Raw genomic sequence first — 18,340 nt, 5'->3', positions numbered from 1 at the left:
GCCGACGGCTACTGCGTGTCGGGCACGAACCCGGTGACGTATCCGACGATGGTCATCGGGCTGCCGCACTCCGGGAAGCACCAGGTCGCCCTGAACGACGGGGTGTGGGCCGAGTGCGACAACAAGGTGACCGTCACCCCGGTCTCGGCGGTCAAGCCTTCCTGACCCCACCGTCCCCACAAATCGAGCAGCCTGCATGACGATCGCAAGGCTCTGACCTACACGTTTACGAGGAACTGCACATAAGTGCAGGTCAGCGACTCAGCGCACCTTCGATGCGCTGAGTCGCTGACCTGCGGTGATCAAACTCCGATGACACGAACTCGCGTCCGTCAAAGTCCGATGGCAAACGGTCAAGATCCAGTGGCACGGGACACCCAAGCGCACGAGGATTCCCCGCCGACCCGCCTCGACATGCCGCGGTTCGCCCGCCGCGTCGCCGAACAGCAGACCGCGCGGCAGCCGGCCCTGATCGACCGGTGGATCGCCGACGAGGAGCGACGTGAGGCGGAACGACGCCGGGGCATGAAGATGCGGCCGGCCCCACCGGACTGGCTGATCCAGTACGGTCTCAACCGCACCAACGTGGACGCGGTGCACACCGGCCACTGCTGGGCGTCGGCCAAGAGAGGCCGCTGTCGCCCAGCGACCCGGCAGCAGGCGCTCGATGCCCTGCGCCAGCAAGTACCGGCATGCGTCCACTGCCGCCCGGACACAGCGCTGGGCACCCTGGAGTAGGAGACGAGGGCAAGGCTCTGCGGCGATCAAGGCGTATCGCCGGAGTAGTAGAAGCGGCAGCTCATCCCGGGGCCCGGTGTGCGCGGTTCGCAGGGGTTCGGGTCGTACAGGGATCGACCGCCGGGGAACTGCCCGAGCTCGGTGAACAGGGCGGCACCGTCGTCGACTTCCTCCGGCCGCCAGCCCGTGATGTCCAGCAGCAATCCGTCCAGCGGCCCGCCTATGAGCGCGGCGTAGGTCTGCCATGGCAGTGGGCCTGGGTTGGGGTCGTCGTGGTCCTGGCCGTACACGCGGCCACGCAGCAGCTGCTCATCGCCGTTCATCCGTCCAGCGTTCCAGCCGCCACTGACACCGGCCGCTGCACCGTCAGCGGCTCGGCGCGGCGGCGGCGCCGACGCGCAACACCGGCGAGCACGCCCGGATCCCCGGCTGCGTCCGCGCCGCCCCCTCCCGCCCGTCCCTCGCCCTCATCTCAGCCTGGGACATGGGCGAAAGCGGCCGCAACGGGGATGTCAGCGGGCCGACCACGCAGAAACCGTGTGGTGGCCGGCACGGACGCGGAGACGGTTCTCCGGGTCGCGCAACAGTAGGCGCAATCCCTAGCTGCAACCCGATGGCGCAACCCTTGCCGCAACCCGGATCCTGGCAGCGTGCGGCGCCCGGGCGGGGCCATCCTGAACGTGCCGCGCAAGCGCGTGGGTAACGGTGGGCTGGGAGGCGATCGAGCTGCGGTCGTTGGTGGCCGACAGCCGCCGTACCGCGAAGCTGAGCCCGCGACGCCGCTCAGATCGCGACGTTTCGACATGCGACGGGAGGTGGATCTCTGGCGGGCGATTGGCCGGCGCCGGATGATGGCCGCGGGGACCAGCTACTGAACTTGAACTCGTGATGTCGGGTTCCTCGCGGGCTGACGTGCGTCAGATGTGGGCCCTGACTTGCTGCACCGGATGTCCGAGTGCGTCCCCGATGGCGGTCAGCTCCTCGTCGCTGAACCAGGCACGCTCGGGGTTCCAGACGGCGATCTCGAATCGGGCAAAGCCACAGGGCCAGTCGTACTCCAGCGCGTCCAGCGAGGTCGCGGCGCCGCAGCAGGGGACCACCACGGCAAGGGTCGCGAAGCCGTCGTCGCAGTGAGCTTCGAGTAGGTCAGCCCACCACTCGGTGTCGATCGACGCGCCGCATTGGGGACAGCCGATCTTCTGCAGATTCTGACCACAGTCGACAACGGTGAGTGCGTCGTGCCAGGTGACATCAATCTCGACATCGACGCCGTCGGGGAGCCCGGGGGCCAGGTCCTCCACGAGCGACGCGGCACGCTCAGCCGCCGCCGGCTCAGGCTGCCAGTGCGAGTCGGTCGGAATGACAGAGAGGACATCGTCACTCACGGGCTCACTCGATTCGTCAGGCGAAACCTCATCCGGGCGACGCAATGTTACCGAACGCGCATTCGGGTGGCAGGTTCCCCAGGCGGGTCACGCCTCGAAGGCCAGGCCGGTGCCGGTGCCGGTGAGACAGCCGTCGAGCAGCTGGGCCTTCCTGCGGGTTCAGGTCCGGGGCGTAGGCAGGCAGCTGGAGAGCTTCTACGGTCGCGCGCGGCGACGGCCTGAGCGGCCGTGACGAGTTGTACTTCACGGCGTCCGCCACCAGTGACAAGGTCGCCGCCCCCGCCTACTTCTCCGATGAGTTCGGGGCGGTGCAACGGCGCCAGACGCGCACGTTCCCGACCACGGGCCGGGGCCGGACGATCTTCGACGGACAGGCTGGCGCGGGCCTGGCGGTGCACATCACGGTCTGGGAAGCCGACCACAGCACCAGCGCATGGTTCGACAACCTGGTGCGCGCCTGCAACGAGCTGTCGAAGTGGATGTTCGACAACAAGGTGTGGAACCTGGCGATGGCGATCGCCGATCCCACCATCGTCGGCGGTATCGCGATGGAGATCGCCGGCTTCTTCGTCTCCATCATCGAGCACCTGCGCAACGACGATGACCTCTCCTGCCAGCGCACCTTCGCCCTGGGCCAGTACGACCTGGCCGTGCTGGCCCACCGGAAGACCACCGACTGGCACGTCAGCGGCGACGGCCACCAGATCCTGAAGGTCCGCTACACCGGCGACCCGGTCCCCTTCCCCGTCGGACGGCTGGAGTACGCGATCCGCACCGGCGACAACTGGAGCGCGCCGATCACCCTTCTTCGCTCGATCTGTTGCGTTCGGCCGCTCCGTGACGGACGTTCCGCTGGCACAGGGGGCAGAAGCACTACTTGGGCGCGAAGACCGCTCCGGCGCGGCGCCGGTGAGCTGGAAGGTGATGGTGATGCCTTCCAGGCCTTGGCCGATGGAGTTGGCGACCCGGGCCACGCAGGGCTCCGGGAAACGTGTGGCCTGTAGTAATCAATTAACAGCGTACAGTCAGCGATGAAACGGTGAAACGGCACCACCAATGAGGCTTCGTACACCAACTCCCCGCTGACCACAAGGGGAATGGAGGGGAACGCATACTTCTCCACACTTCCGTCAAGACAGCCCTGTCCGCTGCTGCCGTCATATCGGCCGGCCCTGCTGATTCCGGCAGCTGGTTCCGCGTCGGCCGCGCCCGCTGTCTCAGGGAAGGCCGGCACCGCGGCGGCCGACAGCTTCGACGCCAAGTGCAGGAGCCACAGCCGCACCTACATCCTGAAGACGTACTACCGCCGTGCCCGTTGGTTACTCTACCTACACCCATCAGTGCCCGAACGTGGAGAAGTTCCGCACCATCATTCGGTACCCCTGCCGGGAACAACGATCTCCTGACGGCCTACAAGGTCGACCAGCCGGCCGTCGCCGGCGCTGCTCGCTGCTCGCTGCTCGCTGCTCGACACGGTGTTGGGGTGCGGGCCCAGGTGAAAGGGTGGTTAACCCTTTGGAGGGACAGACACCAGCCGAGCAGGCCCTGAGCCGCTCGTACGGCACCGCTGACGGACTCCGGTTCGACATCATCAAAATGACGGTCGAGCACCATCCGGATCGCAGCGTGACGTTGACGTACTGGCTGACTGTAGGCCGTCAAGACTACCCGGATGAACGTTGGGTCGTCGCCCTCCCCTGGGACTTCAAGTCCTGGGCGGATGTGCTCACCTCGTCCGCACCCCCTCCCGACCGACTGCTGCAGCTTGTGCACCTCGTCCATGCCCATCTGGAAGAGTGGTGGGACACGAAGGGACACAACCGGCGGTCAGCAAAGACGGGACGGCGACTTACCTGACCCATCCCGTCCACCGCAGCTAACACCCACCTTCCTCCGCCGAAGTCACGTGTCTGGCGCTCTGCGGCTTCCAGGCCGTCCGGGCGGGCCCATGTCATGGCCGCCGTGGGGCGGTGGCCGGACTGCGTAGTCAGCCAGGCGGACAAATTCACGTCGTGGTCAGTCTTCGGTGTCGACGGTCAGCCGATCCGGCTCTGTCGGGGATCTTGTGACGATGAGGGGGCCGAAGCCTACTGATTCGCCTCGGCATGAGCGTCGGCACCGGCCTCGCGGAGTTCGGCCACCATGGCGGTGGCGACTTCTTCCGGCACGTTCTCGAGGATGGTCGCGGGCAAGTGGCTGATGAGGGACTTGCAGCGCCACAAACTCTGCCCGGTTCGCCGGTGCAGTAGCTTCACGATCTCGATGGCCCGGGGGCCGGCGTCAGTCAGGACTACGGTGTGCGGCAGGTCGTCGCAGACCAGCAAGAACGATTCGCTCACCGTGTCCGATCCCTCCGTTCACTCCGCAGACGGCCTGCAGCATATGGCGAGCTCGGCGATCACGTCCTGAGGAGGATGCGTCTGCGGAGGAGGTCGAGGTTGGCCCGGCCGAAGCCCATGCGCTTGAGGAGCTTGGCTCTGGTCACGTGACCCTCGACCTGGCCTGAGCTCCATGGCGTCGACAAGCCGGCGGTGACAGCGTCCAGGTCCCGTTTCATGCCGTTGACCAGGGAGTGCAGGGCGGGTAGGTCGTCGGCGAGGACGCGGTCCATCCAAGCGGGCAGGCCATCGCCACGCAGGTCGCGCATCATGGCGGTGAAGTCGCGGACGTGGCCTGCGGTGGCGTCGAGGTGCGGGCAGGCGGCCCGGATCTCTTTGAGTTCGGCCGCATCGCTCTCGGCGAGGTGTCCAGGATTGGTCATGATCCAGGGGACGATGCGTCGGGGTTTCGGGGCGGGTCGTGGCTCGGGAGCAGGCGTGAACGAGTTGCGCGGTTTAGGGCTGTGCGATTTCTTGAAGGGCCGGAAGTAGCGGCGGACGCACTGGATGCTTCCGGCGAAGCCACGTGCGCGCAGTTCCTGGTGCAATTGAGGGATGTCGTGGCAGCCCTCGCGCCAGCGTTCGTGCAGGTAGGGCCTGTACTCGTCCAGGATCGAGGCCCGGCTGGTGGCCTTGACCAGCAGTTCGTCGAGACTTTGGGCGCGGGCGAAGCGCCGCACTGTTGAATGATCCAGCCGCAGCCGACGGCTGATCGAGGCCAGAGATTCACCCTCGGCGAGCAGTTGCTGCACCGCTGTGTACCGCTCGGTGGTGCGGGCCACCAGCCGCCTCGGGCGCCCGAGGACGTCCCGGGTGCCGTCCGGAGGGACGAACGGCATCTCCTCCGCGGGCGGCTCCGCCGTACCCCTGGACACGGCGGCGGACTCCGTGACGGCCTGGGCCGTGGTGAACGCCGTCCGGATGCACGGGTGATGGGCGCCGACCGTCTTTTCCACCGCCTCGGCGGCCACTTGCCGGGCTTGCGGAGCCCCGCTGCGGGCGCCTTCGGCATAGGCACCGGCCCGGTCCCGGCAGATCACTTCGACCTCGGGGTGATCGCGCAGCCAGGTGGCGAGCGGCTCGGCGTCCCGGCCTGGCAGCACATCGACCGGGCGCCGCTGTTCCAGGTCCACCAGGATCGTGGCGTAAGAGTCGCCCTTGCGCAGCGCGAAGTCGTCGACCCCGAGGACGCACACGCTGGCCTGCGGCAACTCCGGTAACTGCCGGAGGAGGTCCAGGAGTTTGTCCTTGGCGACGCGGATGCTCAGCGCGGCCGCGAGCCGGGCACCCGGTCGGCCCGCCAGACATGCGGCGATCGAGGTGAGCAGCGTGCTCAGCAGCGGCGTGTACCGGGCATGCGCGCTGGTCAGCCCGTCGACTTGCTCGGTGAACGTCACCGCCGGACACTGCGGATTGAGGCACTTGAACCGGCGCACCACGAGTTCGACCATCGTCGAGGCTCCGCCGAGAGGCGCGTCAGCGAGCCGGCGCGCGTACCGGCCGTGCACACGCCACGACACCACCCCGCATCTTGGGCACCTCGCCGTCGGCCCTGCGGCGTGCGCGCAGAACGTGACCGTACCGGCCGCACGCTCGATCGACTCGACCACCACACCGGCTAAATGCGGCAGCAACCGCCCCAAACCCCCTGAACCGCACACCCGATAGATGCCCAGTTCAGACTAGGTACGTCACAAGATCCCCGACAGAGCCCGTAATTCCCCACCCCATGGCCAGGCGGTGATGCTCGATGGGAAAGAGGGATGCGGCAGACGGAGGGGTGGGGGAACGTCATCTGTCCGGTGTCAGCGCGGAACTCAATGCCGTTGTGGCGCCATCGTCGCTTCGATCGGACTCTTGCTGAGGGCTTGAGCTGCTGGGCTATTGACCGAGGTCGTAGTCGAACCAGATCCGGTGTGTGCCGTCCGGGTCGACGGCGATGCCTCCGGCCCCGGTGATCCCGACCAGCTCGCTTGTTCCGCTGCCCGGAACGATAATGAAGAAGTCGCCTTGCCTGCCCTCGCCCAGGGTGGTTGCGGAGTGTGCAAAGTTGAAGGTGCCCGACTGGCCACGGAGCTCCCCCTCGAAGGACTCCATCGCCACGTAGGTGCCCGTGCCGGTGGACTGGTCGAACGCCGCGGTGAACAAGGTGGCGGAGCGCCCGGCGACCTCGCCTTCGTACTGCTTGTTCATCGTGGCGAGGCCGACGGGCACCGCGGTCTCGATCGCCGGGCTCGGCACCGGAGCTGGGGTGAAGTCGGCCACTTTGAATGTTCCTGAAGCTCGCATCCCCGGATCGTATTCCGCACCACTGACAGCGATGCCGAGCAGACCGGTGATCCGCCGGACTGCCTATTGCTGCGGTGGTTCGGTCGGGGTGGTGGGTCCTTTCGGTCGCTTGTTGGGCCGGTAGCTTGGGCCGTTCATGATGACCTGGTGGCTGGAGTTGATCAGCCGGTCCAGCAGCGGCTCGGCGGCGACCGGGGTGGGGAAGAGGGGATACCAGTCGCTGGGCGCCCTGTTGCTGGTGATGATCAAGGAGCGGCCCTGCCGCTCGGAGACGAGTTCATAGAGGTCGTCGGCCTGGGACGCGGACAGCTGGCGCATGGCGAAGTCGTCGAGGATGAGCAGGTCGGGGCGGACGAGTTCGCGCATGCGCTTGTCCCAGGTGCGGTCCGCGTGGCCGCCAGCGAATTCGGCGAGGATGCGGCTGGTCTTGGCGAAGCGGACGTTCGCGCCCTGACGGGCGGCCTGGTGGCCGAGGACCTGGGCGACGTGCGTCATCCCGACACCGACGGGCCCGAATAAAATACGGACTCGCCGGAGTGGAGCCAGCGCAGGGCCGCGAGGTCCCGGATCTGAGCGGCGGGCAGCTTCGGGGAGACGTTGAAGTTGAGCCCTCCAGGGTGGCCTGCTGTCCGAACTTGGCGGCTCCTCCGGCGGCGGAAGCAGACCCTCGGCCTCTACCGCCTCGAATCCGACGGCCGCAACGACGGCGCTGTCATCGTGATCTTCGACGGCATCCGGCACCCCCACCTTCCCCGACCACGCCGAAGAGCCGGATCCCGACCGGTTCCAAGTTCCGGCATTCTGGGCGGTGGCCACGCGATGAGTACCAGGCGGCCAGTGGTCCACGACGAGGAATGCGACGCTCTCCCGTTCGAGGGCGGGTATGTGTCTGCGGAGACGACGTCGGCCGCTACGACGCATACGACCGGGCGGTGTACGGCGAGGAACCGTCGTCCCATGACGGCTGAATCGCCGGGCCATCCCTGGACTGGTAGCCAACTGATCGGCGGAATCGGCACAGAACTCCTAGGATCAGCGGGCGTGGACCGGCCCGGGCAGCAGGTCGCGCAGACGTTCTGCCGCGTCGGCTTCCATCTCAACGCCGCCGCCGACGGCCTCGTTCAGCACTACTCCTGGGCCAAGCCGACCATCATCGACAGTCCACCGGGACGTCCGGATCGTCCTCGCCGTCGGCACCGTCCCGCGGCGCATACCTGTGGGACGCAGAGGCTTCATGCACGCCGGTCACATGACAGTTGCCGGCAGCACGCGCTCCTCGTCCGTCTCGCCAGTGTCCGGGTTAAGGACGTAGACCTGGAACGGGGCCCACGCCCGACCAGTGAGGACTTCGAGTTCGCTGTGGGGGGACCAGCAGGGCCAGTTCTTCCGCCCATGCCCTGAGTCGGCGCGGGTCCGGACAGGCGACACCGACCAGCGTCCACCGCACTCCACAGGGTCCGCTGCGTTCATAGACCGGCCTGCCGTCGCCATACCGGGGATCCGGCGCACCGGCCATGGCCCGAAAGTACTTCCACCGGTGCTGGTCAAAGCCCGTGTGGTCCCACACGGCATACGCACGCTCCTTGGCCCGCACCGGCCCGGACCCGGCCTCGGTGCCACTCTCCCACCGCCGTCCGTGGACTGTCAGCGGAACACCACCGCGGCGTGGGCCATCATGGCGCCGGCGGATGCGGGGGTGCCGGATCCACATGTGCAGCGGATTTGCAGCCTGAGCTGGGGACCGCTCACCGCGAGGTGTTGTCCGGGCGCTCGGCTCCGTCGAGCAACCCCCGGACGGCGTCGTTGAATCCCGCCGTGTCGGTCAAGCCGAAGGCGACACGCTGGAGCAGGAATCCGTGCAGCAGACCGATCAATACCCGTGCGCCGCTCTCCGGCTCCACGGTTTGGACGGCGCCCGCCGCTTGTCCGCGGCGCAGGGCGTCGGCGATGCTGCGACGGACCCTTTCGAAGCCCTCCAACGCGCGGGCGTGCAGGCTGTCGTTGCGCAGCAGTTCCGACCAGGTCTGCACGACGCACTGCAGCAGTTCTTCGACCGGCACCACCTGCCCTGCGGCGTCCGTGACTGTCTCGGCACTCAGTGCCTGAAGGGAGGCGGCGACCAGGTCGCCCAGGGAAGGGGCGTCAGCGGCCACGGCCACCCGCTCCATCGGCTCGAAGATCAGACGGAAGGCGTCCGCGGCGATGGCCAGGATGATCTCCTCCTTGCTCGCGAAGTAGCGGTAGGGGGCGCCCGCAGAAACACCGGCTGCGGCGGCGATGTCCGGCATCGAGGTCTGGTGAAAGCCACCCCGCGCGAAACACCGGCGCGACGCCGCCACGATCTCCGCACGCTTGGCTTCCCGACGCTCGGGTGTGATGCGCGGCATGTCCGGCCTCCCTCAAAGTGAATGATCATTCATCTTGACAGGGAACCATATCGGGCCCATCGTGAAAATGAAAGGTCATTCACGGAAGCGGGGATCTTGATGAGCATCGAGCTGACCATCGGCACCTACCGGTACGAGCACACCGAGGCGCTCTTCGACGGCCGCGTGAAGATCGACGGAGTGGACGCCGCCCTTGAGACGGAGCCCCTGGTCTCGGACCTCTTCCGGCACATGCTCGAAGGCCGCTACGACATAGCGGAACTCGGCCTGACCTACTTCCTGCGCACCTTCGACCTGGACGACGCCCCATTCCTGGCGCTGCCGATCTTCCCGAACCGCAACTTCCGGCACTCCGCCATCTTCGTGAACACCGAGGCGGGGATCGAGAAGCCCCAGGACCTCGTCGGCAAGACACTCGGCGAGTTCGCGCTCTTCGGACACGACGCCGGCGTCTGGCCCAAGGGCATCCTGTCGGACGAGTACGGCGTGACCGTCGACCAGTGCCGCTGGGTCATCGGCGGCACCAACCATCCCATCCCCGCATTCGACTGGCTCCCGCAGCCAGTGCCGGACGGCGTGCACGTGCGGCACGCCGGCCACGGCCAGACCCTCGGCGCCATGCTCGAGTCCGGAGAGATCGACGCGCTCATCTCGGTCGACGTGCCCCAGGCCATGTTGCGGGGATCGACGACGATCGTCCGGCTCTTCCCCGACTATGAGAACGTCGAGCGCGACTACTACCGGCGCACCGGGATCTTCCCCCCGATGCACATCGTCGCGGTCCGCAAGGACCTGGTGCACCGTTCCGAGGATCTGCGCTCGGTCTACCGCGCCTTCGTCAAGGCCAAGGACCTGGCCGAACGCACATACATCGAGGACGCCCCGAAGCAGCACATGAGCCTGGTGACCCCCTGGTTCAGCAGCCTGTTCGAACACAACCGCAGCCTGCTCGGCGAGGACTGGTGGCCCTACGGCCTGCGCGCGAACCGCAAGGCGGTCGACACCTTCCTGCGCTACCACCACGAGCAGGGCCTCTCCAAGCGCCTGCTGACCAGCCGCGACATCTTCATCCCCGAGTTCCTCGACACCTAGTCGCACCGATCAGGGCGAAGCAGCCATGGCACTGGCCGCGCAGGCCCGCCACGTGGCCTGGGCTCCTGACAGCACGCCCTGGCAACGGGTCCTACGCGCGATCAGCGGCGGCCGATGGGGCCGCCGGCCCACCGGCTGGACCATGATCAAGCTGAATGCGCCCTGGCAGGACACACCCTCCTCGGAACGCCCCGCCTGGAGGGAGCCCGCCGCGAACCTCGCCGGCGACGTCGCCTTCGCCGTCGACTACGCCGTCTGCGCCCACTGCCGACTCGGGTGGGCCGAACAGCCCTGCATCATGGAGAAGTACCAACGGTGCGGACTGGCCACCGCGGCTCTGGGCGCGTTGCGCCTCGGGCACGCCGGCTGCCCTGGTACACCCTGGGCGGCCACTTCCAGGACTCCCGAGCCTTACCGAGCGTGCAGTTCGGCGGAGTGCAGGCGGTGCCACACGGTCTGTCGGCGTGTGGCCAAGGGCCGGTGTATCCGCCGGGCAGCAGCGTCTCGTCGGCTCGGGAGAGCCGCATGCGCGGCGGCTTCAGACAGTGGCTGGCCAAGATCTGGTTGAGGTCGTCCACGTCATCAGTCCGGCGTGCCCGCCGCTTTGTGACGGTGTCTCAGGCCGGGCTGGTTCGACTCACCAGTGGTCGGCCAGCGTCGGGCTAGAGGTCTTGGACGGCGCGCAGGGCCTGGTCCACGCGGGCCATGGTGGCAGGATCGACAGGGCCGAGCAGCTTTGCTCCCTCGAACCGGTTGACCCGCAATTGTGTGATGTTGACGGCGACGGCGGTGCAGGGGATCGGGTCGCCGATCACCACCGACATGGCGGTGTCCGGGTACCGGCCGCTCTCGTGCAGCACGATCACGAGAACGGCGCCGTAGGACTCTTCCAGGCCAGTGAGGCTGATGACCAGGACATTGCGGCCGTCGGGCAGAGCCCAGATGTCGCCACGGTTCACAGGGTGTCGCCCTCGTCCGCCAGGTCGTCGCCGAGGCCGAGGGCAGCGAGCTGCTGGGCGGCGTCGAGGGTGGCGGCGCGGCGGGCCGCGCGCACCACGTACGCGTTCACGCTCATGCCGGCCTCGGCGGCAGCCGCCTTGATCGAGGGGGCGAGGTCATCGGGGATGCGCAGGGTCATGGTGGTCACAGACATGGTTGCAGAGTAGCTACCGATGGCTGGTGGCGTAAGGCAGTGGCATAGATGCACCCGGCGAAGCTCGACGAGGCACAGCTGCGGCAGCTCGCCGGCCCAGGGCTGGGGCAGCGGCCCAGGAACCGCCTGGAGAGGGCTGAGGCCCGTGTCGAAGTCGGCACGGGCCTCAGCCGGGGTGCCATAGCCCGAAGGAGCCACCCGGTGAAGTCGTCGAGCGCTACGCCCCTCCGGGATCTGAATCGAGAGCCACCGGATGTTCCCTGCGGAGCGCGGCCTTGGCCCCCCGACCGGCGCTGACCAGGGCTGCTGCAGAAGCGGCAACGGTGACGGTGAGTATGGGCATCGTGACCAGCTGGGCTGCGTCAGCGGTATTCATGGTGAACGTCGCGACGCAGGCGATGCCTGTCGTCGTCACGGCGAACGCCACCGCAACCCCGGACAGGGCAAGCAGCCGCAACACCTTCGCAGATGGTCGGCACCGGGTGACGACGACCGCCGGCGTCACCGCCGCGGTAACGAGGAACGCTGCCGGCCCAAGCACCCCCAAGGCCCCGACCCAGTAGGAGACCGGGTCGATGGAGGCGAATGCCAGGAGGAACGGCGCGATCAGCCACGTGGGCAGCGTCGGGACAAGAGCCACCAGCGGGCGCCACGCGGCCCAGCTGCCGGTCCTGGAGGATTCCGCAAGGAGTGCGAGGGCGCCGACCAACAGGATCAGGCCAGCGCCGTACATGGCGTACTGCGCAACGTCTAGCAGCCTCCGCACCAGGTCCGGAGTCGGCCAGGGCTCCTCGGACAGGATGAAGCGCAAGATCGGCAGGGCATACAGTGCAGCGCACCAGGAGACCCAGGTGGTGGCGACGCTTGCCTGCATGCGGCGGCGGCGCCGTTCGGCGGACTCATCGGGCATCACCGGGCGAAGCCATGCCCGCAGCGCGCCGACAAGGAGGTCTGCTACGACGCTTGGGCCTGCGCCGGTGTCCTCGACCAGTGCTTCAAGCTCACAACCGTAGCGCTCCCGGAACGAGGGAGGGTATGCCCGCAAGGCCAACCGGGCCGCCATGTCGATCACGCGTTTGCCACCCCCAGCCGGGTCAACCCGGTGCGTGCGAAGCGGACCATCGCCCGCAGTTTGTCGTCGAGCACGGTCTGGCCTTCCGCCGTGAGCCGGTAGGGCCGCCGACGCTCGTCCTCGTCCAGCGGCGCGACCAGGCCCCGTTCCTCCAGCCGCGCGATGGCGGCATACAGCGTTCCCGGCCCCAGCTTGATGGATGTCTGTTCCTCGACGTCCTTGATGATCGCGTAGCCATGCTTCGGTCCGTCGGCCAGGCTGGCCAGGATCAGCAGCGCCGGCTCGGCCCACCCGACACGGTCACGTTGACGCGGCATCAGGCACCCCCTTCATCTTCCCTGCCGACTACTACGTTATACGATATGGCGTAGTACGTAGCAGTGGCCCAACGCTATAGGGCCGCGCACGACGTACGCCGAGCAGGTGCCGGGCCTGTCCACGCGGCACCGCCGACAGCACCGGGCTGACAGGCCGACTGCAGTCGATCGCGATCGAGTTCGGCGGCCGTTGAGCAGTTCCAAGCCTGGTGGCCGCTCGCTGGGGACGGCCTCGTCGGACGGGACACCTGGACCGCCCTGAAGAGCTGACCGCCCGGACGCCCGTGCGATCCGGCCGCGTCGGCCAGGCGACCAAGGCCGTGCTGCAGCGGCTGCTCGCATCGATGTCCGAGGCGGGCGCTGGCACTGACACCCAGCCAGGAACTGAGTGCGGCGACCAACGCCGTCGACGACCTGGCCGGCCGCCCGTTGACCGAGCCGGACGCGCGGGCCGGCTGGCCAAGACCCATCAGCGGCGTCTGCAGACTCCCTATGCGGAAATGGCGGAGCCGGGCTTCGCGGTCCCGGACCTCGGCTAGGTAGTCCGGGCTCACCCAGCGTGGGGTATCCACCAGCTTGACGCCTTCGGCCGAGGCTCACGGATGTGTGAGACGAGAGCCGTCAAACCGACCATTTGCGGGTCAACGGAGGAACGTATGCGGTAGATATCTGCCGTGGGGAACATCTGAGGGGGATGAGTAGCGTGCTGTTCAAGTTGAGTATCCGCCAGGACGACGAGGGTGAGCTCGCCTCTCTGTACCGATGGCTGAGTGACGATCCGGAGATCACCGAGGCAGTCGATGAGCTGTCACTCGGCACGGCTGCGGAGCGGCCGGACGCGATGACGGGCTGGTCCGCGGATCTGATACTGGCCGCTGTGGGAACCGGTTTTACGGGATTGGCCACGGTTATTTCCGCAATCGGGTTGTGGCAGAAGGGCCGGGTGAGCCCGCCGACAGTGCGCATGGAGCGGGATGCCCACGGCAATGTTGTGGTCGAGGTCTCCTCGCCGGACATCGAGGAGGCACGCCGCCTGGCAGCCGACCTCATGAACGAGCAGGCGAATCCGCCTGCCCAGGACGGTGACGCAGCGCCAGAGCCCCGGTGAACGACGGCCTGCGGCTGGCCGATCCAGCTGCCTCGCGGGCGGTTCTCATTGGAGTGCACGCTTACGAGCACCTGCCACCACTGCCTGCAGTGGAGAACAACCTGGAAGGCCTTGAAGATGCCTTCACCACGGAAGCAGTCTGGGGCCTGCCACCCCAGAACGTGATCAAGGTTTCCCAACCGAAGAGGGCGTCCGACGTTATCGACGCCGTCATCCAGGCGTGCCAGCAGGCCACCGACACGGTGGTGATTTATTACGCAGGACATGGCCTGAACGACGACGAGTTCGGCAACGAGCTCTACCTGGCCCTCCCGGAGTCCCGGAAGCACCGTCCCGACACCGCCTGCGCCTTCGATCATCTTCGACGCGAAATCAGACGCGGTCGCGCGGATGGCAGACAAGTCGTGGTCATCCTGGACTGCTGCTACAGCGGCCGCGCCATCCCCGGCGGGATGTCACCCGGCGAGGACCTCGCGGATCTCGCGAACATCGCACTCGATCGCATTGCGCCCGGCGGTGCCAGCTGCGTACTGACAGCGTCATCAGCGGGCGCTTTGGCGCTCGCACCAGTCGACGCGCACTACACGGCGTTCACCCAGGCACTGATCGCGCTTCTCTACCGGGGCATACCCGGAGGTGCCCCATTGCTGCACATGGCAGCCCTGCACGACCAGCTGCTTTCCGAACTGCGTGCCAATGGGCTGCCCCAGCCCACTTTCGGCACCCGGGGCACCGCCAATCGCATCTGCATCGCAAAGAACGCCGCGAAGGACAGCAACGACACCGCGGGATCGTCCGCCGTCGACCTGGAGCGCATCGGCGGTGTTGTCCGTGATCACTTCCGCAGCCGGCCCGCGCATGGCGTGTTCCTGGTCGAGACGGCATTTGCGAACAAAGAGGTGAAGCGCGCCTGTAACCAACACCGGCTTGGTCCGGGAGAGAAGCTGATCGCGCTCTGGCTGGTCAGGCTGAGCTTGTTCCGGCCGACCATCAGCTTGGCTTTCACCAGCACCGGCCTGCGCATAGCCCAAGGGAACACCCACCTGTTCGTGCCCTACCGAGACTTCGGGCAGTACCACTTCTCCTCCCCCGTCGCCGCGAGCTCTCACGCGGCTGGCGTTGAGCTGTCGTGTTGGCTTGACATCTCAGGGCCGCAACGCTGGTCCTCGACAACAATGGTGCTCGATACTCCCAGCAGAGTCCGGGATTGCCTCCGCCGCATACAGCACCTGGTCACAGCCTGACTTGCCAGGGCTCACTGCATACCGTGCTGATCGTGAACCCCGCCCATGTCGCACAGCGCCTGCGGCCCGGTCCCGGTGCGGACAGCGGCATGAAAGGCCAGTGCAGTCAGCGAGATCACCGTGGAGACGGCTGAGGCGATCCGCGATTACGCCTCCCCGGTGTCGCTGTTCGCATCCGGCGCCGGGGCGGCCGCGCCGCCCGCCCCGCCATCGCGGCCGCGGCACCGCACCACGGCTTCGTGCTCTCCGCGGTCTCCTCCACCACCGAGAGCATCTTGCCGACGCGGGGCGGGATGCGGCGGGAAACCGGCGTGATCGAGGAAACTCTGCGGGCCGCCGGCTGGTGGCCGGGACGGCGCATCCCGATCGACCGCTGGCAGGAGACGCTCGGGAAGACCGGCTTGGTCCGCATGCACGATGCCGCCGAAGCCTTTCTGGCAGAGTTCGGCGACCTGGACGTGCAGATCAGCGGACCAGGCATCACCTGCGCCAAGGCCCCTTTCGACTTCGACCCTGACACCCTGATCGGCGAGGAGGACCGCTTCGCCGACTGGAGCGCGACAATCGGTCGCGCCATCTTCCCCATCGGCGAAGTCGATCAGGGCAGATTCTTCCTCGGCATTGACGAGAACAGCGAGATCTACCTAGTCGAGACCTGGCTGGCCACATTCGGTCCCGCCCCGGAGGCGCTTGGGAAGCTCATCCTGGGCATCGCTCCGCAGCGGATCGAGACCGCCGCCTGAACAGCCGCCGAGACCACAGTCAGGCGTCCGAACCGGGCTTCAGCCCAACGGTCCCTCCTGACGGGCCACGCGATTGCTATCAACCGATCGGCCCACTGTTAACGCAACATGGAATCCGGAGTTTCAGCAGGACTCGCTGCTAACGGAGCGGCTCAACCTACAGCAGGTGTAGAGCGTGGATGACAGGGCCGTGTCCTCTCGGTGGTGTTCACTTCACCGTGAGGCCAAGGGCCCGTCGTCGACTGCTACTTCACCGGCCCGTACGACCGCTACGACCGCCAGTACGTCAGTACCCGGACGGATGCCTCGCCGCCAGCCCCTACCGGCACGGCTCCGTCCAGGCGATGGTCGACGACGGCGTGCTGACCGTCATCCCCGTCGAGGGCGGCACGACGCTGCGCCTGCGGCCGGCCGGGGACGGCAGTGCACGCCGGCTGCGCCCGCTCGACCGGGCGACCCGGACGGTGCTCGACGAGTACGGGTGCTGCCCCGGCCCGATCGAGCACCGGATGCTGGAGGAGGCGAGAGCACGTCATCGGTGTGACGTCGCAGGGTAGTCGGCAAGGACGCCGCAGGCTTATGGGCAAGCCGCCATCACCGTCGGTGACTTGGCATGCGCGTCAACTGCTGCCGGGCAGTCTCCTCGGCGGGCAGGGGATCACCGGCCCCACCCGCCGGTGCCCAGCAGGCCGCTGCCACCACCGCCAGCCGCTGCCCAGCCACTCGACGACGAGGAACGCCCAAGCCGAGCGCCCGCCTTGGTCGTCTCCACCCCTCTGCACGATGGACTGCTCACCCGCATACCCGTCGTCGGCCCCGTCGTGCCGCGCCTGTACCCACCGCCCGGTGGCGTCCAAGCGAACCTCTTGACGTGGGACTCGATACGCTCGCGGCCATGGCCCGAGGCCACGCCCAGCGGGCGATCGCCGTCCTGGGCCGCATGAACGAACCCGGCGACGAGGCGCGCGCTGCGCACGAGGACGTCGGTCGGCACGCCGCCGGCCTGCGCCTGGACCAGCTCATCACGGTGGGAGGAGAGGAGCCCGGATATCTTCAGCTGGCCGCACGCGCCGCCGGAGCGAAAGCCGTGCACCTGCCCGACCAGGACACCACACTGCGCCTGCCGCGCTCCACGCTCAGGGCCGGCGACGTCGTCTTGGTCAACGCCTCGCCCGGCGCCCGCCTGCTACGGGTCCCCGGCCGTGAGCCTTTCCCTGGGGTGCAATGCGTGCGGAACCCGTTGTCCCCCCAGCTGACGGGGCACCCATGACGCGGCTCGGGCTGGCTTTCAGCCCATATCTCATCAGCGAGGTATCAGGAGACTGCCCTACGGCGACGGCCCGCGAGATCATGACGGAGGCGCCGAGTGCATCGGCGCCGAGGAGAACGTGCTCGATGCTGCGAAGAAGATGACCGAGCTGGGCGTCGGAGCGCTGCCGATCTGCGGCACGGACCACAAACTCAAGGGCATGCTGACCGACCGGGGCATCGTCGTAAAGGTCCTCGGCGTCGGCGAAGACCCCGCTCAGGTCAAGGCGGGCGAGCTGGCCCAGGTGAGGCGGTGACGATCGGCGCTGACGACGACGCCGAGGAGATCCTGCGCACCATGAGTGACCACAAGGTCCGCCGCCTGCCCGTCATCGACGGCCATCGCCTGGTCGGCATCGTCGCCCAGGCCGACGTCGCCCGGGGCACTGCCGGACCCGAAGGTCGGTGACCTGCTTCAGGCTCTGTCCACCGACTGACCATGGACGGCTGGCCGGCGAGCGGTTCTTCGGGCTTGGGGCTCGTCAGGCCGCTCACGCAGCCCCTTGTGATTCAGCCGTCGGCGGGTTTGGCCGTCCAACACTCTCCCCCTTGCCCCGGCTGGCCCCCGTACGACGTGATCCGCCTGGTGCATGGACCGGGCACCCCGGCTGAGCGGCTCACTTGGTCGGCTTGGTGGAAGACCTTCGCGCCTGGTCCAGCTCGGCTTCGACTGCATCCTGGGTGGAGACCGGAGACGCCGTCCAGGCCGCACGGCTCGCGCCCGAGGTGGAGCAGCTGCCGGGACTGCTGCCGGGCATCGCGGAACTGATCGTCTTCCCCGTGACCGCGCTGACCGACGACAGCGCCCCCTGCGCCCACTCCCTACGTCCTGGACGAGGTCGGCGTCATCTGTCTGACGGCGATCCGCGTGTGGGCCACGCACGGCCTGCAGCTGCCGCGCCGGGGATCGCCCGCACCATCGAGCACTTCGTCGGCCAGGTCCTCGCCCCGCACCGAAGGACGTCGTCCAGGCTCTGCGGGCGCTGCGCGATGAGCAGGCGGAGCGGGCCCGCGCGGTGGTGGACACCGTGGTGGCTCTGCACCGGTAGCCGCGCCACCGTACCAGGTGGATGCGCACCTGGCGCGGTGGTGCGCCCCCACCTGGGGGTGCGCATCGCGCATCCGG

General features: G+C 67.8%; 19 protein-coding genes and 3 pseudogenes. 11 read left to right on the top strand and 11 right to left on the bottom strand.

The window, feature by feature from the left end; genetic code table 11:
- Both ABT171_RS35245 and ABT171_RS35240 read left to right on the top strand, forming a co-directional pair.
- A pseudogene (locus ABT171_RS35245) lies at positions 1–165 on the top strand (DUF4232 domain-containing protein); the annotation flags it as partial.
- 249 nt (positions 166–414) lie between these two features.
- Positions 415–738: a DUF6233 domain-containing protein gene (locus ABT171_RS35240; protein WP_351250473.1), complete on the top strand. Its 324-nt coding sequence runs from the start codon at positions 415–417 to the stop codon at positions 736–738.
- A gap of 26 nt (positions 739–764) precedes the next feature.
- Here the strand turns inward: ABT171_RS35240 and ABT171_RS35235 are convergent, their stop codons facing one another.
- Together ABT171_RS35235 and ABT171_RS35230 are read right to left on the bottom strand one after the other, a co-directional pair.
- Positions 765–1,061 (bottom strand): hypothetical protein, encoded by a 297-nt coding sequence (locus ABT171_RS35235; protein ID WP_351250472.1) that lies wholly within the window; start codon positions 1,059–1,061, stop codon positions 765–767.
- Between the two features lie 594 nt (positions 1,062–1,655).
- The gene (locus ABT171_RS35230) at positions 1,656–2,123 is read right to left on the bottom strand and encodes a hypothetical protein (RefSeq protein WP_351250471.1); all 468 of its coding nucleotides are present in this window, start codon (positions 2,121–2,123) and stop codon (positions 1,656–1,658) included.
- A 236-nt stretch (positions 2,124–2,359) separates the two neighbouring features.
- Here ABT171_RS35230 and ABT171_RS35225 point away from each other — a divergent pair, with 236 nt between their 5' ends.
- Both ABT171_RS35225 and ABT171_RS35220 read left to right on the top strand, forming a co-directional pair.
- Positions 2,360–3,127: a hypothetical protein gene (locus tag ABT171_RS35225; protein WP_351250470.1), complete on the top strand. Its 768-nt coding sequence runs from the start codon at positions 2,360–2,362 to the stop codon at positions 3,125–3,127.
- 511 nt (positions 3,128–3,638) lie between these two features.
- A complete protein-coding gene (locus ABT171_RS35220) occupies positions 3,639–3,980 on the top strand; it encodes a hypothetical protein (protein WP_351250469.1) in 342 nt (113 codons plus the stop codon).
- A 230-nt stretch (positions 3,981–4,210) separates the two neighbouring features.
- Here the strand turns inward: ABT171_RS35220 and ABT171_RS35215 are convergent, their stop codons facing one another.
- The 5 genes and pseudogenes from ABT171_RS35215 to ABT171_RS35195 all read right to left on the bottom strand — a co-directional run bounded on the left by ABT171_RS35215 (position 4,211) and on the right by ABT171_RS35195 (position 9,177).
- Entirely contained in the window at positions 4,211–4,462 is a 252-nt protein-coding gene (locus ABT171_RS35215) for a ribosomal protein L7/L12 (RefSeq protein ID WP_351250468.1), read from the bottom strand.
- Between the two features lie 59 nt (positions 4,463–4,521).
- Positions 4,522–6,111 (bottom strand): ISL3 family transposase, encoded by a 1,590-nt coding sequence (locus ABT171_RS35210; RefSeq protein ID WP_351250479.1) that lies wholly within the window; start codon positions 6,109–6,111, stop codon positions 4,522–4,524.
- A 271-nt stretch (positions 6,112–6,382) separates the two neighbouring features.
- Positions 6,383–6,790, bottom strand: coding sequence for a DUF3224 domain-containing protein (locus ABT171_RS35205; protein ID WP_351250467.1), 408 nt, complete (start codon positions 6,788–6,790; stop codon positions 6,383–6,385).
- 63 nt (positions 6,791–6,853) lie between these two features.
- A pseudogene (locus ABT171_RS35200) lies at positions 6,854–7,430 on the bottom strand (ATP-binding protein); the annotation flags it as partial.
- 1,105 nt (positions 7,431–8,535) lie between these two features.
- The gene (locus ABT171_RS35195; protein ID WP_351250465.1) at positions 8,536–9,177 is read right to left on the bottom strand and encodes a TetR/AcrR family transcriptional regulator; all 642 of its coding nucleotides are present in this window, start codon (positions 9,175–9,177) and stop codon (positions 8,536–8,538) included.
- Positions 9,178–9,276: 99 nt separating this feature from the next.
- Here ABT171_RS35195 and ABT171_RS35190 point away from each other — a divergent pair, with 99 nt between their 5' ends.
- Positions 9,277–10,269 carry a substrate-binding domain-containing protein gene (locus tag ABT171_RS35190; protein ID WP_351250464.1) on the top strand — a complete coding sequence of 331 codons (993 nt, stop codon included), beginning with the start codon at positions 9,277–9,279 and terminating at the stop codon, positions 10,267–10,269.
- Between the two features lie 662 nt (positions 10,270–10,931).
- Here the strand turns inward: ABT171_RS35190 and ABT171_RS35185 are convergent.
- The 4 genes from ABT171_RS35185 to ABT171_RS35170 form a co-directional block, all read right to left on the bottom strand.
- Positions 10,932–11,228 carry a hypothetical protein gene (locus ABT171_RS35185; RefSeq protein ID WP_351250463.1) on the bottom strand — a complete coding sequence of 99 codons (297 nt, stop codon included), beginning with the start codon at positions 11,226–11,228 and terminating at the stop codon, positions 10,932–10,934.
- The gene (locus ABT171_RS35180) at positions 11,225–11,422 is read right to left on the bottom strand and encodes a toxin-antitoxin system HicB family antitoxin (RefSeq protein ID WP_351250462.1); all 198 of its coding nucleotides are present in this window, start codon (positions 11,420–11,422) and stop codon (positions 11,225–11,227) included. Before ABT171_RS35180 ends, ABT171_RS35185 begins: the two co-directional genes overlap by 4 nt.
- A gap of 217 nt (positions 11,423–11,639) precedes the next feature.
- Positions 11,640–12,494: a hypothetical protein gene (locus ABT171_RS35175; RefSeq protein ID WP_351250461.1), complete on the bottom strand. Its 855-nt coding sequence runs from the start codon at positions 12,492–12,494 to the stop codon at positions 11,640–11,642.
- Positions 12,491–12,811, bottom strand: coding sequence for a PadR family transcriptional regulator (locus ABT171_RS35170; RefSeq protein ID WP_351250460.1), 321 nt, complete (start codon positions 12,809–12,811; stop codon positions 12,491–12,493). The genes ABT171_RS35175 and ABT171_RS35170 overlap by 4 nt, the downstream gene beginning before the upstream one ends.
- Before the next feature lie 703 nt (positions 12,812–13,514).
- Here ABT171_RS35170 and ABT171_RS35165 point away from each other — a divergent pair.
- The 6 genes and pseudogenes from ABT171_RS35165 to ABT171_RS35140 all read left to right on the top strand — a co-directional run bounded on the left by ABT171_RS35165 (position 13,515) and on the right by ABT171_RS35140 (position 17,651).
- Positions 13,515–13,919: an effector-associated constant component EACC1 gene (locus ABT171_RS35165; protein WP_351250459.1), complete on the top strand. Its 405-nt coding sequence runs from the start codon at positions 13,515–13,517 to the stop codon at positions 13,917–13,919.
- Entirely contained in the window at positions 13,916–15,163 is a 1,248-nt protein-coding gene (locus ABT171_RS35160; RefSeq protein ID WP_351250458.1) for a caspase family protein, read from the top strand. The genes ABT171_RS35165 and ABT171_RS35160 overlap by 4 nt, the downstream gene beginning before the upstream one ends.
- 239 nt (positions 15,164–15,402) lie before the next feature.
- On the top strand, positions 15,403–15,906 hold the full coding sequence (locus ABT171_RS35155; protein WP_351250457.1) for an SUKH-3 domain-containing protein: 504 nt from the start codon (positions 15,403–15,405) through the stop codon (positions 15,904–15,906).
- A gap of 344 nt (positions 15,907–16,250) precedes the next feature.
- A complete protein-coding gene (locus ABT171_RS35150) occupies positions 16,251–16,463 on the top strand; it encodes a hypothetical protein (RefSeq protein ID WP_351250456.1) in 213 nt (70 codons plus the stop codon).
- A gap of 56 nt (positions 16,464–16,519) precedes the next feature.
- Positions 16,520–17,176: a glutamate ligase domain-containing protein gene (locus tag ABT171_RS42020; protein WP_503077739.1), complete on the top strand. Its 657-nt coding sequence runs from the start codon at positions 16,520–16,522 to the stop codon at positions 17,174–17,176.
- An 80-nt stretch (positions 17,177–17,256) separates the two neighbouring features.
- Positions 17,257–17,651, top strand: a pseudogene (locus tag ABT171_RS35140) (CBS domain-containing protein).
- Positions 17,652–18,340 lie beyond the last annotated feature (689 nt).

The sequence above is a fragment of the Streptomyces sp. NPDC001851 genome (genome assembly GCF_040297165.1).
Classification (GTDB): domain Bacteria; phylum Actinomycetota; class Actinomycetes; order Streptomycetales; family Streptomycetaceae; genus Streptomyces.
The sequence above is the reverse complement of the archived record's forward strand: the minus strand, read 5'-3'. Positions and strand labels throughout refer to the sequence as shown.

Excerpts from the sequence above, each read along its gene's own strand:
- ABT171_RS35240 (WP_351250473.1), top strand. The coding sequence starts at position 415 with ATGCCGCGGTTCGCCCGCCGCGTCGCCGAACAGCAGACCGCGCGGCAG.
- ABT171_RS35235 (WP_351250472.1), bottom strand. The coding sequence starts at position 1,061 with ATGAACGGCGATGAGCAGCTGCTGCGTGGCCGCGTGTACGGCCAGGAC.
- ABT171_RS35205 (WP_351250467.1), bottom strand. The coding sequence starts at position 6,790 with ATGCGAGCTTCAGGAACATTCAAAGTGGCCGACTTCACCCCAGCTCCG.
- ABT171_RS35195 (WP_351250465.1), bottom strand. The coding sequence starts at position 9,177 with ATGCCGCGCATCACACCCGAGCGTCGGGAAGCCAAGCGTGCGGAGATC.
- ABT171_RS35190 (WP_351250464.1), top strand. The coding sequence starts at position 9,277 with ATGAGCATCGAGCTGACCATCGGCACCTACCGGTACGAGCACACCGAG.
- ABT171_RS35180 (WP_351250462.1), bottom strand. The coding sequence starts at position 11,422 with ATGTCTGTGACCACCATGACCCTGCGCATCCCCGATGACCTCGCCCCC.
- ABT171_RS35170 (WP_351250460.1), bottom strand. The coding sequence starts at position 12,811 with ATGCCGCGTCAACGTGACCGTGTCGGGTGGGCCGAGCCGGCGCTGCTG.
- ABT171_RS35150 (WP_351250456.1), top strand. The coding sequence starts at position 16,251 with ATGGTCGACGACGGCGTGCTGACCGTCATCCCCGTCGAGGGCGGCACG.
- ABT171_RS42020 (WP_503077739.1), top strand. The coding sequence starts at position 16,520 with ATGCGCGTCAACTGCTGCCGGGCAGTCTCCTCGGCGGGCAGGGGATCA.